The 14,521-nt window shown below is 66.6% G+C and carries 11 protein-coding genes; 5 read left to right on the forward strand and 6 right to left on the reverse strand.

What is annotated here, in order from left to right; genetic code table 11:
- Positions 1-2 precede the first annotated feature (2 nt).
- The 3 genes from secF to yajC are packed head-to-tail and all read right to left on the reverse strand — an operon-like array spanning position 3 to position 3,012.
- The gene (gene secF, locus OCGS_RS11535) at positions 3-971 is read right to left on the reverse strand and encodes a protein translocase subunit SecF (protein ID WP_007427421.1); all 969 of its coding nucleotides are present in this window, start codon (positions 969-971) and stop codon (positions 3-5) included.
- Between the two features lie 4 nt (positions 972-975).
- Positions 976-2,652, reverse strand: coding sequence for a protein translocase subunit SecD (secD, locus tag OCGS_RS11540; RefSeq protein WP_007427422.1), 1,677 nt, complete (start codon positions 2,650-2,652; stop codon positions 976-978).
- Between the two features lie 36 nt (positions 2,653-2,688).
- On the reverse strand, positions 2,689-3,012 hold the full coding sequence (gene yajC / locus OCGS_RS11545; RefSeq protein WP_007427423.1) for a preprotein translocase subunit YajC: 324 nt from the start codon (positions 3,010-3,012) through the stop codon (positions 2,689-2,691).
- Between the two features lie 137 nt (positions 3,013-3,149).
- Between yajC and OCGS_RS11550 the strand changes: the two genes are divergently transcribed.
- From OCGS_RS11550 to OCGS_RS11560, 3 genes are all read left to right on the forward strand, one after another.
- The gene (locus OCGS_RS11550; RefSeq protein ID WP_007427424.1) at positions 3,150-3,791 is read left to right on the forward strand and encodes a trypsin-like serine peptidase; all 642 of its coding nucleotides are present in this window, start codon (positions 3,150-3,152) and stop codon (positions 3,789-3,791) included.
- A gap of 70 nt (positions 3,792-3,861) precedes the next feature.
- Positions 3,862-5,139, forward strand: a complete 1,278-nt coding sequence (gene serS / locus OCGS_RS11555; RefSeq protein ID WP_007427425.1) for a serine--tRNA ligase — start codon at positions 3,862-3,864, stop codon at positions 5,137-5,139.
- Between the two features lie 25 nt (positions 5,140-5,164).
- Positions 5,165-5,848, forward strand: coding sequence for a tryptophan-rich sensory protein (locus OCGS_RS11560; RefSeq protein ID WP_007427426.1), 684 nt, complete (start codon positions 5,165-5,167; stop codon positions 5,846-5,848).
- A 3-nt stretch (positions 5,849-5,851) separates the two neighbouring features.
- Here the strand turns inward: OCGS_RS11560 and der are convergent, their stop codons facing one another.
- From der to OCGS_RS11575, 3 genes are read right to left on the reverse strand one after another with little or no spacing between them, the layout of a single operon-like run.
- A complete protein-coding gene (gene der / locus OCGS_RS11565) occupies positions 5,852-7,330 on the reverse strand; it encodes a ribosome biogenesis GTPase Der (protein WP_007427427.1) in 1,479 nt (492 codons plus the stop codon).
- Between the two features lie 43 nt (positions 7,331-7,373).
- A complete protein-coding gene (locus tag OCGS_RS11570) occupies positions 7,374-8,732 on the reverse strand; it encodes an outer membrane protein assembly factor BamB family protein (RefSeq protein ID WP_007427428.1) in 1,359 nt (452 codons plus the stop codon).
- Positions 8,722-9,375, reverse strand: a complete 654-nt coding sequence (locus tag OCGS_RS11575) for a hypothetical protein (protein ID WP_007427429.1) — start codon at positions 9,373-9,375, stop codon at positions 8,722-8,724. Before OCGS_RS11575 ends, OCGS_RS11570 begins: the two co-directional genes overlap by 11 nt.
- A 206-nt stretch (positions 9,376-9,581) precedes the next feature.
- On the opposite strand from OCGS_RS11575, the gene OCGS_RS11580 reads away from it, so the two are divergent.
- Together OCGS_RS11580 and OCGS_RS11585 are read left to right on the forward strand one after the other, a co-directional pair.
- A complete protein-coding gene (locus OCGS_RS11580; RefSeq protein WP_007427430.1) occupies positions 9,582-10,796 on the forward strand; it encodes an efflux RND transporter periplasmic adaptor subunit in 1,215 nt (404 codons plus the stop codon).
- The gene (locus OCGS_RS11585) at positions 10,793-14,518 is read left to right on the forward strand and encodes an efflux RND transporter permease subunit (RefSeq protein ID WP_007427431.1); all 3,726 of its coding nucleotides are present in this window, start codon (positions 10,793-10,795) and stop codon (positions 14,516-14,518) included. Before OCGS_RS11580 ends, OCGS_RS11585 begins: the two co-directional genes overlap by 4 nt.
- Positions 14,519-14,521: the final 3 nt, after the last annotated feature.

Consider the following 14,521-nt stretch of genomic DNA (forward strand, 5'->3'; position numbering starts at 1 on the left):
CCCTACGCGTCGACATCCGCGAATGCGTTGCCGCCGGTCTTGTCCTTCTTCGACCAATCCCGCGTCACGCCCAGATAGAGAACGATGTTCTTGGCCACGAAAACCGACGAATACGTACCGACGATGATGCCCCAGAAGATCGCGAAGACGAAGCTGCGGATCACATCGCCGCCGAGGATCAGCATTGCCGCCAGGGCCAGCAAGGTGGTGCCGCTCGTCATCACCGTCCGGCTGAGCGTCTCGTTGACGCTCAGGTTCATGACGTCGCGCAGCGGTGTCTGCTTGTATTTCCTGAGGTTCTCGCGCAGGCGGTCGAAGATCACGACGGTGTCGTTGATGGAATAGCCGATGATGGTCAGAAGCGCGGCAATCGTGGCCAGATCGAACCGGATCCCCAGAAGCGAGAACAGCCCGATGGTCACGATAATATCGTGGAACAACGCGGCAACGGCACCGACCGAGAACTGCCATTCGAAGCGAAGCCATATATAGAACAGGATCGCGGCCATCGACGCGCCCACGGCGATGAAGGCCGTGCGGATCAGCTCGCCCGAGACTTTCGGCCCGACCGATTCCACCGAAACGAAAGCTATGTCGGGGACGGCGGCCCGCAATGCCGCTTCGATCGTAGCGACCGTTTCCGGCGTCACGCTCTGTTCGGCATCCTGCGCCTGAATGCGGATCATGGCGACGTTGCGGTCCGGCCCGAAGGTCGGATCGAACACCTCGGTGATCGACACATCGCCGAGGTCGAGCGTATCCAGCGCGCCGCGGTAGGTGCCGATGTCCACCGGTTGCGCGCTTTCCGTGCGGATGGTCGTTCCGCCAAGGAAATCAATGCCGAAGTTCAGACCGACCGTCGCCCAGATGACCAGCGAAACGATCACGGCGACAACGGAGGCCCCGAAGGTCAGCCTTGCATGCTTGAAAAAGTCGATTTCGGTATGGTCGGGAACGAGCTTGAGACGCATGGGATCAGACCTCGATCGTCTTGGGGCGTCGGCGTTCGAACCACGTCACGACCATCAATCGCGTGACGAAGATCGCCGTGAACACCGATGTCAGGATGCCGATTCCCAGCGTCACCGCAAAGCCACGCACAGGGCCCGATCCGAGGGTAAACAGGATAACCGCGATGATGAACGTGGTGATGTTCGCATCGACGATGGCGGACAGGGCGCGTTCATAACCAAGCTCGATCGCGCGCGCCGGCCCGCGTGCCGTCTTCAACTCCTCGCGGATCCGCTCGAAAGTCAGGACATTGGCATCGACCGCCATGCCGATGGTCAGCACGATGCCCGCGATACCGGGCAATGTCAGCGTGGCCCCGATCAGGGACAACGCGCCGAAGATCAGCGCGACGTTGAAGATCAGTGCGATATTGGCCAGCCAGCCGAACAGGCCATAGGACAGGCCCATCACAACGAGGACAGCGACAAATGCCACAACACTGGCCAGTCGTCCCGCATCGATGCTGTCCTGTCCCAGTTCCGGCCCGATGGTCCGCTCTTCCAGAAACGTCAATTCCGCGGGCAGGGCACCGGCGCGAAGCAGCACCGCCAGATTCGTCGATTCCTCGACCGTGAAGTTGCCGGTGATGATGCCGCTGCCGCCTGGAATATGCGACTGGATCACGGGGGCGCTGATGACTTCCTCGTCCAGAACGATTGCGAAGGGCGAACCGATATTCTCGGCCGTGTAATCGCCGAATTTGCGGGCGCCCGCGGGGTTAAAGCGGAAATTGACCGCAGGACGGCCGTTCTGGTCGAAGGCCGGCTGGGCATCTACCAGCTCCTCTCCGGTCACGACGGGGGTGCGTTCGACGACATACCAGGTGTTCGGCTCGTCCATCGCGGGCAGCATGACGTTGCGCGCGCCGACGCTCTGGTCCGGGTCGCCGGTGCGGCCGACGACGGGATTGAACGTCAGTTGGGCCGTCGTGCCGATCAACGCCTTCAATTCGTCCGCCGACCCGATGCCGGGCACCTGGATCAGGATGCGATCCGCACCCTGGCGCTGGATGGTCGGTTCGCGCGTACCGACCTCGTCCACCCGCCGGCGGATGATCTCGAGGCTTTGGCGGATCGTGCGATCATCCGTCGCGCGCCGTTCTTCCTCCGACAGGGCGACGCGGATCTCGGCGCCGCCGCCATCGGTTGCCGATCCGCTGACGGCATAGTCGGTCGCGCCCACCCCGGTCAGCGAGACCACCGGCCGCGCAAGGGCGCGCGCGACTTCCATCGCGCGGGGCAGTCCGGCCGCATCGGACAGCCGCACGACCAGGGCATCGCCGCCCTCGTCGACACGCCGGATCGTCCCGACCTCGTCCCGGACGGCGCGCAGGGCATCGCGCAATTCGGGCCACAGCGCATCCATCCGGCCGGCATAGACATCCTCGACCTGAACCTCGGCCAGAAGATGCGCGCCGCCCCGCAGATCGAGTCCGAGGTTCACCAAACCCGAGGGCAACCAGGCCGGCCACCGTTCGGCCGCCATCATCGCCTCGGGCGTGGCCCCGTTCCGTTCGATGGAAATCCGCGCGTCATTGGCCTGCTCGACCCGGCTGTAGAACGCGTTTGGCAGCGCAAGCACGACCCCAAGCGCCACGACGCCCCAGATCAACAGGCGTCTCCACAACGGAATCTGTAGCATGACAGACGGCCTTTCGGACGCGATAGGCCGAAGCGATCAGGCTTCGGCGGGTTCGGTGCGGGTGCGGACCTGCGCCAGGGTGGCCTTGACGACCCGGACGCGGACGTTCTCGGCCAGTTCGACCTCGATCTCGCCGTCGTCCTTGACCTTGCTGACCTTGCCGACCAGCCCGCCCGCCGTCACCACGACATCGCCGCGCCGCACGGCGGCGACCATCGCCGCATGTTCCTTGGCCTTCTTCTGCTGGGGCCGGATCAGAAGGAAATACATGATCGCGAAGATCAGGATCAGCGGAACGAAGCTGGTGAAGGCGCTTGCCGCGCCTCCGGCCGCCTGGGCGTAGGCCGGGGTAACGAACATGGATCGGTCCTTTGTCTGGGGCCGCGGCGCAGCAACGCCCGAGTTGATCGGCCGACCTTTAGCGAGCGTATGGCCCGTTTGCAAGCAAGGCCGGACATGCCTTGCGGGCGGCGAGGGGCGCGTGCGAAACTCGACAGATGATCCGCCTTTTCGCCCTGCTTCTGACGATCGCGGCGTTGCCTGCCCGCGCCGTGAACCCCGAAATACCCGATCCCGCGACGCTTGGCGCCATCGGACATCTGGGGCGGCTCGGGCCTTTCGGCGGCGGCTGCACCGCATCGGTCATCGGCCCCGATCGGATCGCCACGGCCGGTCATTGCGCCGGCCCGCCCGGCCAGAAAGGCCGCACCCATCAGCCTTTCGTCGCGGGGCTGACCGAAGGGGCATCGACGGCGCTGGGCATGACCCAAAGCTTCCAGCGCCTGCCCAAGAACAAGGCCTCGACCGAGATCGAGCGCGACGTGGCCATCCTGCGGCTGCGTCTTCCACGCGACTCGGCCCGGCCGCTGACCGTCACCAGCCCGCCCGAGAAGGGCGAGACGCTGGTCGTCGCGGGCTATCCCGGCGATCTGGCCGGCGGTCGGCAGATCGTCCATTGCGGGGTGCAGGAACGGACCGACCGGCTGATCTATCTCGATTGTTCGGCCCGTTCGGGCATGTCGGGCTCGCCTCTGCTGCGATACGAGAACGGGGAATGGCGGATTGCGGGCATCATGGTCGCCACGCGCGGCGATCAGGGAAGCCTCGCCGTCACGTTCGACCCGGCCGAGTTTCCCTGACCTCCCAGATTGCTGTTCTCATCGCTTGGCGCATCCGGCATACCCCTTGCAGGCCAAGACAGAGGACGCCATGCACGATATCCGCCTGATCCGCGACGATCCCGCCGCCTTCGACGCTGCAATGGGCCGTCGGGGGTTGACCGGCATCGCGGATCGCATCCTGTCGCTGGACGAGGCCCGCCGCGCCGCCATTCACGAGGCTGAATCCGCCAAGGCCCGCCAGAACGCCGCCAGCCGCGAGGCGGGCGCTGCCAAAGCGGCCGGCGACGACGCCGCATTCGCCCGCCTGCGCGCCGAGGTCGCCGACAGCAAGACGCGTATGGCCGACCGCGAAGCCCAGGCACGCGATCTCGACGCACAGCAGTCCCGGCTGCTGCTGGAATTGCCGAATGTCCTCGCTCCCGATGTGCCGGATGGCCGGGACGAGGCCGACAACATCGAGGTCAAGCGCTGGGGCACGCCGCGCGACTTCGACTTCGCGCCGCAGGAACATTATCAGATCCCGGCCGTCGCGGCGGATCTGGACTTCGCGACAGCGGCCAGGTTGTCGGGCAGCCGCTTCGTCGTGCTGCGCGGCACCGTCGCGCGTCTGCACCGCGCCCTCGCGCAGTTCATGCTGGACATCCACACCACCGAACACGGCATGACCGAAATCAACGCGCCCGTCATCGTGCGGGACGACGCGATGTATGGCACCAACCAGTTGCCGAAATTCGCCGAGGACAGCTTTCGCCTGACGGACGGACGCTGGCTGATTCCGACATCCGAAGTCACCCTGACGAACACGGTGCGCGAAACGGTGCTGGACGCCGACGCGCTGCCGCTGCGGATGACGGCGCATTCGCTTTGCTTCCGGTCCGAGGCGGGATCGGCAGGCAAGGACACGGCCGGGATGCTGCGCCAGCACCAGTTCGAGAAGGTCGAGATGGTGGCGATCACCCGCCCCGAAGACAGCGAGGACGAACAGTTGCGGATGCTGCGCTGTGCGGAAACGGTGCTGGAACGGCTGGACCTGCCTTACCGGACGGTCAAGCTGTGTTCTGGCGATACCGGCTTCGGCGCGCGCCGCACCTTCGACATCGAGGCGTGGCTGCCCGGACAAAGGACATACCGCGAGATTTCCAGCGTCTCGACCACCGGCGACTTTCAGGCGAGACGGATGAACGCGCGCTTCAGATCGGCCGACGATCCCCGGCCGCGCTTCGTTCATACGCTGAACGGATCGGGACTGGCTGTCGGACGGACGCTGATCGCCGTGCTGGAGAACGGCCAGCAGGGCGATGGCAGCGTCGTCCTGCCGCCCGCGCTGGCCCCGTATCTGGCCGGCATGACGCGGATCGCGGCATGATTTCGGCAGGCATCAAGGTGGTGGAATGTCCTATCTCGTCCTGATCCTCACGCTCGTCTTCGCCGCGTCGCCGCTGGTCTTTCCCGACTTCGCCGGGTTCGACCCCGGCCAATATCCGGTGCCGCAGGTCGATCCGCCGGCGCAGCCTGCGGGCTGGGCCTTCTCGATCTGGGGTCTGATCTATGCGTGGCTCGTCGTCAGCGCGATCTACGGTGTCGCCCGGCGCCGCGACGATCCCGCTTGGGCGGACATCCGCGTGCCCCTTGCCGTCAGCCTGGCTGTCGGGACGATCTGGCTGGGGGTCGCCGCCCTGTCGCCGATCTGGGCGACCCTGCTGATCTGGGTCATGCTGATCGCGTCCCTCGTCGCCTATATCCGCGCTCCCGCGACGGACCGTCTGCTGCTGATGGCCCCGCTCGGGCTCTATGCGGGATGGTTGACGGCGGCCAGTTTCGTCGCGCTCGGCCTTCTGGCGGCCGGATACGGATTGTTGTCGCCGATTACGGCGGCCTGGGCGGTTCTGGTGGCCGTCATCGTCTGCGGCGGACTGGTCTGGCTTGCGCGCGGCGGCACCGCCTTTCCGGCGGCGATCGCTTGGGCGTCGGCGGGCATCGCGGCACAGAACTGGGAAACCGACCTTGGCTGGGGCGCGGTCGGCGGCGCCGCCATCATGATCGGACTGGCCCTGGCCGGGCTGCGGCGGACCTGACGGTCACTCGTCGGCGCGCCCCTTGCCCAGATGCTTGCGCAGGCGGGACGGTGTGGATTTCGTCCGTCCCTTGTAGGGATTCGCCGCCGATTGCGACCGCATCCACAGCCGGATCGGCGTTCCGGGCATGTCGAACGTCGCTCGCAGCCCGTTGATCAAATAGCGCGAATAACTTTCCGCGACCTTTTCGGGATGGCTGCACATGACAACGAAACCGGGCGGACGGGTCTTCGCCTGCGTCATGTAGCGCAGCTTGATCCGCCGTCCGCCGGGGGCGGGTGGCGGATGCGCCTCGACCATGCCCGACAGCCACTGGTTCAGTCTGGCCGTCGGCACGCGGCGGTTCCAGACTTCATGCGCGCCGACGATCGCCGATTGCAGACGGTCCAGCCCCCTTCCGGTCAGCGCCGACACCGTGACCAGGGGCACCCCGCGCAATTGCGGCAACAGGCGTTCGCATTCCTCGCGCAGCAGGGCCAGTTTGGCCGCGCGATCGGGCTCGGCGTCCCACTTGTTGACGGCGATGACCACGGCGCGGCCTTCGCGCTCGGCCAGATCCGCGATACGCAGGTCCTGACTCTCGAACGGGATCGCCGCGTCCAGAAGCACCACTACCACCTCGGCGAACTTCACCGCGCGCAGGCCGTCCGCCACGCTGAGCCGTTCCAGCTTTTCCTGGACCTTCGCCTTCTTGCGCATGCCCGCGGTGTCGAACATCCGCACGGGGACCGCGCCATCCGGGCCGGGCCAATCCATCGTGACCGAGATCGCATCGCGGGTGATGCCCGCCTCGGGCCCGACAAGCAGCCGGTCCTCGCCCAGCAGCGCGTTGACCAACGTGGATTTTCCTGCATTGGGACGGCCAACGACCGCCACTTGCAGGGGGCGCGCGCGGGTCGGCGCATGGGAAACCGCGTCGTCGTCATCGGTCACGTCGCGGTCGGTTTCGGGGGCTTCCTCGGCGATTTCGGCGGCCCGCTCGCCCAGCGCGTCGGATAGGGGCATCAATTGCGACAGCAGGTCGTTCAGCCCCTCGCCGTGTTCGGCCGACAGCCGGATCGGTTCGCCCAGACCGAGCGAGTAGGCTTCGATCAGACCGCCATCGGCGGCGCGCCCTTCGGCCTTGTTGGCGGCCAGGATGACGCGGCCGCCCCGCCTGCGCAAGATCTCGGCCACCGCCTCGTCCACCGGCGTGACGCCGACGCGGGCGTCCATCAGCATTAGGCAGACATCCGCCATGTCCACGGCCCGTTCCGTCAGCTTGCGCATCCGGCCGGGCAGGCTGTCGTCGGTGGCTTCCTCAAGCCCCGCCGTGTCGATGACCGTGAATCGCAGATCCCCCAGCCGGGCCACGCCCTCGCGCAGATCGCGGGTCACGCCCGGCTGATCGTCCACCAGCGCCAGCCGCTTTCCGACAAGCCGGTTGAACAGGGTGGACTTGCCCACATTGGGCCGGCCGACGATCGCCAGGGTAAAGGTCATCGGACGCTCCGATCAGATGCAGACCGGGGGGTTACACCGCCGCTTAGCGAAACGCCAGAAGCTGCCCGCGCTTGGATATGACATAGAGGGTGTTGTTCGCCACGACGGGGTTGCTGGCCGCGCCGCCCGGCAGGGGTGCCGTCGCGGTCAGCGCGCCCGAGACCGGATCGAAGGCGCGCAGCAGACCGTCGGTCGAGGCGACCCAAAGCCGTCCGCCCGCCAGAACCGGGCCGTAATGCGCCGTCACCCCCTGCCGCTTCTTCAACTTTGCCGCGATGAAATACGGCAACTTCGTGCCCCAGATACGCGCGCCCGTGCCGGCGTCGAGCCTGACCAGTTCGGCCCGGTCGGTCACGGCGAAAACCGATCCGCCCGCGACGACGACCGGCGACATCGCCCCTTCCTCGGCCGACCAGAGTTGATCCCCGGTGGCGAAGTCGAACGCGTTGATCCGCCCCGAGGGGCTGCCGGCATAGACCGTGCCGCCGTCGATCACCGGGTCGCCCGAAATGTCGCCGATGCGGGCATAGACCCGCCCAAGCCGTCGTCCCGCGACGTTCGCCGTCCAGACCGGCGTTCCGCCGGCCGCGCGCGCGCCGATCAGCTCGCGGCTGGCGAACGGCAGCACGACCAGCTGGCCTTGCGCGGCGGGCGCCGCGCCGCCGACCACGCCGGAAGGCGACGGTGTGCCGGGCAGCGTCCAGCGCACCTTGCCGTTGGCGGCATCGACGGCCCATGCGGTCGCGTCGCGGGCGACGACGAAGACGGTGCCGTCCAGTACCGTCGGCGCCCCCGCAGGGGCGGCCCCCAGTTCCTGCGTCCAGAGCGGCACGCCGGTTGCCGCATCCAGCGCCACCAGATCGCCGAAGGCCGTCGTCACGTAAAGCCGCTGCCCGTCGACCGCCAGCCCTGCCCCCGATGCCGCATCCCTGCTTTCGCCCGGTGGCACCAGATCGCGTGACCAGAGCGGCGCGCCCGATGTCGAGTGCGCCATGACCCGCGCGCGGCTGTCGGCGGTGAAGACGCGGCCGCCCGCGACGACCGGATCGGCCGTGATGCGAAACTTGCGGCTTTCCCCGGCCCCGATCCCCGCCGTCCAGACCGGCACGATCTGCGCGCGCAAGGCCGCGTGCGGCATGTCGTGTGCGGCATTGCCGGCCCTGTGCGTCCAATTACCTTGCGTCACCGGCGGCGGCAGCGAAATCGGCCGGGCGACATCGCCCTTCTCAAAATCCGACGGGGCATCGAGATCGGCCCAGGGGTTCAGCCGTTCGCCCGTCAGCACGACCTCGCGCGCGCCGCACCCGGCAAGGCCGAGACAGACGGCCAGCAGAAGACCGGCGGATTGCATGGTTACGATCCGTCCCGTCCCCAGACGCTCCTGCCCGGTATCAAACCGCATCGAGCGTTCCGCCCAGTGCGACGATCAATTGCCGTGCCCGCGTGCCCAGGTCCCGCCCGGCGGCGTCGTCCGCCAGGATGGCCTGCAACCGGGCCATGGCCGCTTCGGTGTCGCCCTCGGCGATGAAGGTCAGTGCCACCTGTTCTTCGGCTAGCAGACGATAGGGCGCACCCGGAATGGTCAGCGGCTCAAGCAGGTCGCGCACCTGTTGCGGCGTCAGATCGTTTTGGGCCAGCATCGCGTATTTCAGCGTCGACAGTTCGCGATAGATTGCGGGAATTGTCGCGTCCTGCGAAACGGCCAGCAAATCCTGTGCGGTCCGATTCCGCGCATCCGCATCATCCAGCGTGTCGGCGGCAAGCATGGCCAGCAGAACCTTCCGCGTGCCCTCGACCGGGATCGCCAGCAGCGCGTCGCGGCGCGCCTCGGGCGTGCCTTCCTCCAACGCCGACAGGATCGCGTCGCCGAACGTCTGCGCCGCCGCCCGGTCCTGCGCGCGCCGCCATTCAATGAAAGCGGCCCCGCCGACCAGCAGCAGCACGACCAGGACGGCGATCCAGCCATACCGTCGCAGCATCGCGAACAGACGGTCGCGGCGGAGTTCCTCCGTCACCTCGTCGATGAAACTGTCGCTGTTGCTCACCACTGCCTCCGTCCCGCCCTGCGCTCATAGCGCGCAGCCCCCGCCGTTGCCAAGGCCCGCGGCCCGGCTGTGTCGCCCCGATGTGGCAGACCGGCCGATTTCGACCGATCTGAACCGTTCGGTTCACTGTCGCATCTTTCAATGAACGCCCACCTTGCTTATGTCGCTAGACGCTGGAATTGCCCGCAATTGACCGGAACCGCTTCATGCGCCTGATTTCGATCCTGACCGCCCTTTTGGTCATGGCGTCGCTCTACCTTCTTGTGTTCGAGCGGCCGGCCCTGCTGGATTTCGCCGGTGCGGCCGAGGTGCCCATCGATGTCGAAACCGCGCCGCAGGACGGTCGCGCCGGGGCCGTTCCCGTGGTGGCGGTGACGTCGCAGGCGCAGCAGATCGACAGCGCGGTACGCCTGCGCGGTCGGACGGAAGCGGCCCGCCAGGTCGATGTGCGCGCCGAAACCAGCGGCAGGATCGTCTCGGACCCCCTGCGCAAGGGCAGTTTCGTCGAGGAAGGCCAGCTTCTGTGCCGGCTCGACCCCGGAACGCGCGAGGTGACGTTGACCGAGGCGCAGGCCCGGCTGGCCGAAGCGCGCGCCCGCGCCCCCGAAGCGCGCGCCCGTGTCGCCGAGGCCGAAGCGCGCCTGAGCGAGGCGCGGATCGAGCAGAACGCGGCGCAGAAGCTGTCGGAAGGCGGATTCGCGTCCGATACCCGCGTGGCGTCTGCAAATGCTGCGGTCGAATCCGCGCTTGCGGCGATAGAAGCGGCCCGGTCCGGGCTGACATCGGCCGCGGCGGGCGAACAGGCCGCGCAGGCCGTCGTCGCCGCCGCCGAGAAAGAGATCGAGCGGTTGGAAATCCGGGCGCCTTTCGGCGGCCTTCTCGAAAGCGACACGGCCGAGCTTGGCGAATTGATGCAGCCCGGCAGCCTCTGCGCCACCATCGTGCAACTGGATCCGATCAAGCTGGTCGGGTTCGTGCCTGAAACCGACGTGGACAAGGTTGCACCGGGCAGCCCCGCGGGCGGGCGGCTGGCATCGGGGCAGCAGGTGCAGGGCATCGTCAGCTTCCTGTCGCGTGCCGCCGACGAGCAGACGCGCACGTTCCGCACCGAGGTCGAGGTCGCCAATGCCGATCTGGCCATCAGGGACGGCCAGACCGCCGAGATCCTGATCGCGTCGGACGGGCGGACCGCCCATCTGTTGCCGCAATCGGCGCTAACGCTGGACGATACCGGCGATCTGGGCGTGCGTACCGTGGACGATGGAACCGCCCTTTTCACGCCGGTACAACTTCTGCGCGACAGCCCTGAAGGCGTGTGGATCACCGGGCTGGACGATTTCGCGACGGTTATCGTGGTCGGACAGGAATACGTGACGGACGGAACGTCGGTGGATGTAACGCTGCGGGAACGGGCGCAATGACCCGGATCATCGACTGGGCCGCAAGCCATGCGCGTATGGTCATCGCCTTCATCCTGCTATCGCTGACGGCGGGGTGGCTGACCTATACCTCGCTTCCCAAGGAAGGAGAGCCGGATATCGAGATCCCGGCGCTCTTCGTTTCCGTGCCGTTTCCCGGCATTTCGGCGCAGGATGCCGAAACGCTGCTGGTCAAGCCGATGGAGACCGAACTCAGCGATCTCGACGGGCTGAAGACGATGACCGCCACCGCCGCCGAAGGCTATGCCGGCGTCGCGCTCGAATTCGAATTCGGCTGGGACAAGAGCCAGATCATCGCCGATGTGCGCGATCGCATGAACAACGCCGAGGCCAAGTTTCCCGATGGCGGCGATCAGTATTCGATCAACGAGATCAACTTTTCCGAATTTCCCATCGTGATCGTCAACCTGACCGGCCCGCTGCCGGAACGCACGCTGCTGCGGGTCGCGCGCGGATTGCAGGACCGTCTGGAAACGCTCGAGCCGGTCCTGCGCGTCAGCATCGCCGGCGACCGTGACGAGATGATCGAGGTCGTCATCGACCCGCTTCGGCTGGAGGCGTACAACGTCACCGCCGCCGAATTGCTTCAGGTCGTTCAGAACAACAACCAGCTGATCGCCGCCGGCGAGGTCGAGGCCCCCGGCGGTACGTTCGCCGTCAAGATTCCGTCCAGCTTCGACGAGATCGGCGATATCTACGACCTGCCCGTCAAGGTGAACGGCGACCGGGTCGTCACGCTGGGCGATCTGGCCGATATCCGGCTGACGTTCGAGGATCGCACCGCCACCGCGCGCTTCAACGGCGAGCCCACGGTCGCCCTTCAGATCGTCAAGCGCAAGGGATTCAACCTGATAGACACCGTCGCGCTGGTCAAGGCCGAGGTCGCGGCGGCCGAAGTGGACTGGCCCGAAGACCTGCGGCGCGCCATCGACGTGGGCACGTCGAACGACCAGTCGCGGCAGGTCGCGTCGATGGTCACCCAACTGGAAGGGTCCGTCCTGACCGCCATCGCACTGGTGATGATCGTCGTGCTGGCATCGCTGGGCATCCGCTCGGCGCTGTTGGTGGGCTTTGCCATCCCCACATCGTTCCTGTTGTGCTTCATTCTTCTGGGCGTGATGAACATCACCATTTCGAACATCGTGATGTTCGGCCTGATCCTTGCGGTCGGGATGCTGGTGGACGGCGCCATTGTCGTCGTCGAATACGCCGACCGCCGGATCACCGAAGGATCGGGGCCGATGGCGGCGTTCACTGAAGCCGCGAAACGGATGTTCTGGCCCATCGTCTCCTCGACCGCGACGACCCTTTGCGCGTTCCTGCCGATGCTGTTCTGGCCCGGCATCGCGGGCGAGTTCATGGGAATGCTGCCGGTGACGCTGATCTTCGTGCTGTCGGCATCGCTTGTCGTCGCACTCATCTACCTTCCGGTCATGGGCGGCGTTGCCGGACGTATCAGCCGTATCTTCGACCGCACCGCCAACGTCCTGCGCGCCCGGCTGCCGTGGCTGTTGCGCGCGGCGCTGGTCGTGCCGTCCGCCTATCTGGTGTTTCTTGGCGCCATGCAGTCGCTGAACGCGGCCTATCTTTTGCCCGCCTCGGCCCCTTCCCTTGCCGCGAATGCCCTGGGTGCCGTGCTGTTGCTGGGCGGCGCGTTCCTGACGGCGATCACGCTGGGATCGGTCCGCATCGCCAGGCGCGCCGGAAGTATCCGCTCGGGCCATCGCAGGACGCCCTTCGGCCATTTCACCAAGGCCATCGCCGGCAACCCGGTCATGCCGCTGGTCAGTATCGGCGCGGTGATCTTCTTCGTCGTATCGGTCTTCGGCTATTACGCGGCCAACAACAACGGCGTGGAGTTCTTCGTCGAAAGCGAGCCCGAACAGGCCATCGTCTATATCCGGGCGCGCGGGAATCTGTCGCTTGCGGAAAAGGACGACCTTCTGTCGCAGGCGGAAGCGGTGGTGCTGACCACCCCCGGCATCCAGAGCGGTTTCGCCTTTGCCGGTGAAGGCGGGCTGAATGCCAACACGATCGGGTCCGAAGGGCCGCTGGACGCTATCGGACAGATCCAGATCGAGTTGATCCCGTGGGAGGATCGACCCGCCTATGCCGCGTCGCATTCCGATGAAATCACGCTGGAACAGCTTGACGGCGATGTGGTGATGGCCAGTCTGGAACAGCGCCTGTCCGCCATTCCGGGCATCCGGTTCGAAACGCTCAACCTGTCGATGGGGCCAGCGGATGCCAAGCCGGTGCATCTGCGGCTGACCGGGGACGACCGCGAAACGCTGTTGACCGCCACCGAAATCGTCGAGGACAAGTTCGCCGCGACGCCCGGTCTCGTCGATGTCGAGGACAGCCGCCCGTTGCCCGGCATCGACTGGCAGATCGACGTGGATGTCGAAAAGGCAGGCCGGTTCGGGGCGGATGTGGCCACCGTGGGCGGCATGGTCCAGCTGGTCACGCGCGGCCTGTTCCTCGACACGATGCGGGTCGATTCCTCGGACGAGGAGATCGACATCCGCGTGCGCCTGCCCGAGGAGGACCGTATCCTGTCGACGCTGGACAGCCTCAAGGTCCGCACGCCTGACGGGCTTGTGCCGCTGTCGAACTTCATCGAGCGCAAGCCGGTCGCAAGTCTGGGACAGATCGACCGCGTCGATCAGAAGCGCTATTTCGACGTGAAGGCCGGCGTATCGCCGGGTCTGCGCAAGCTGGTGACGCCGGACGGGACCGTCGCCGGTTACGCCCGACCCGCCGAACCGGGGCAGCAGGCGCTGGCGATGCTGACCGTCGCCGGCGCGCCCGTGGCGCTTGTCGAAGTCGCGGACGGCTTCACCGTCGCGGGAATCGAGGCGGCGGCCGACGATCTGTCGTCGCAGCCCGTCAACGCCAACGAACGCATCGCGCATCTGACCGAATGGCTTGAATCGGCCGAACCCTTACCCCCCGGTATCGGCTGGCAATGGACCGGCGAGCAGGAAGATCAGGCCGAGAGCGAGGCGTTCCTGATGACCGCCTTCGCCGCGGCCCTGGGGCTGATGTTCATCATCCTGCTGGCGCAGTTCAACAGCTTTTACAATTCCGCGCTGGTGCTGACGGCGGTGGTGCTGTCCGTTTCGGGCAGCCTGGTCGGGATGCTGGTGATGGGACAGCCCTTCAGCATCATCATGACGGGCACCGGCATCGTCGCGCTGGCCGGGATCGTCGTGAACAACAACATCGTGCTGATCGACACCTACCAGGATTACAGCCGCTACATGCCCCGGATCGAGGCCATCGTTCGCACCGCCGAGGATCGGATCCGCCCCGTCCTGCTGACGACGATCACGACGATGGCGGGCCTGGCGCCGATGATGTTCGGCCTGTCGCTGGATTTCATTGCCGGCGGCTATTCCATCGACAGCCCCACGGCCCTGTGGTGGAAACAACTGGCCACGGCCGTGGTGTTCGGCCTTGGCATCGCCACCGTTCTGACGCTGATCTTTACGCCGTCGATGCTGGCCCTTCGCGTGTGGATCGAGGCGGGCGCCTATCGCGGAATGCGGCGGCTGCGCGCCTTGGCGTCGGACGATGTGGCGCGCGATCTTGCGCTGAACCGCGATGCGCGGCGTCTGAAGCGGCCCGAAATCGTCTGGGATGTCGAGGACGATCCGTCGCGGCCCGCATCGGGCCCGCCCGTCCTGCGCGCGGCCGAGTGACCG

Origin of the sequence: Oceaniovalibus guishaninsula JLT2003 (assembly GCF_000299575.1) — a bacterium.
Lineage (GTDB): Bacteria > Pseudomonadota > Alphaproteobacteria > Rhodobacterales > Rhodobacteraceae > Palleronia > Palleronia guishaninsula.

Coding starts and splice junctions, on each gene's coding strand:
- secF (WP_007427421.1), bottom strand. CDS start 971: ATGCGTCTCAAGCTCGTTCCCGACCATACCGAAATCGACTTTTTCAAG.
- secD (WP_007427422.1), bottom strand. CDS start 2,652: ATGCTACAGATTCCGTTGTGGAGACGCCTGTTGATCTGGGGCGTCGTG.
- yajC (WP_007427423.1), bottom strand. CDS start 3,012: ATGTTCGTTACCCCGGCCTACGCCCAGGCGGCCGGAGGCGCGGCAAGC.
- OCGS_RS11550 (WP_007427424.1), top strand. CDS start 3,150: ATGATCCGCCTTTTCGCCCTGCTTCTGACGATCGCGGCGTTGCCTGCC.
- serS (WP_007427425.1), top strand. CDS start 3,862: ATGCACGATATCCGCCTGATCCGCGACGATCCCGCCGCCTTCGACGCT.
- OCGS_RS11560 (WP_007427426.1), top strand. CDS start 5,165: ATGTCCTATCTCGTCCTGATCCTCACGCTCGTCTTCGCCGCGTCGCCG.
- der (WP_007427427.1), bottom strand. CDS start 7,330: ATGACCTTTACCCTGGCGATCGTCGGCCGGCCCAATGTGGGCAAGTCC.
- OCGS_RS11570 (WP_007427428.1), bottom strand. CDS start 8,732: ATGCGGTTTGATACCGGGCAGGAGCGTCTGGGGACGGGACGGATCGTA.
- OCGS_RS11580 (WP_007427430.1), top strand. CDS start 9,582: ATGCGCCTGATTTCGATCCTGACCGCCCTTTTGGTCATGGCGTCGCTC.
- OCGS_RS11585 (WP_007427431.1), top strand. CDS start 10,793: ATGACCCGGATCATCGACTGGGCCGCAAGCCATGCGCGTATGGTCATC.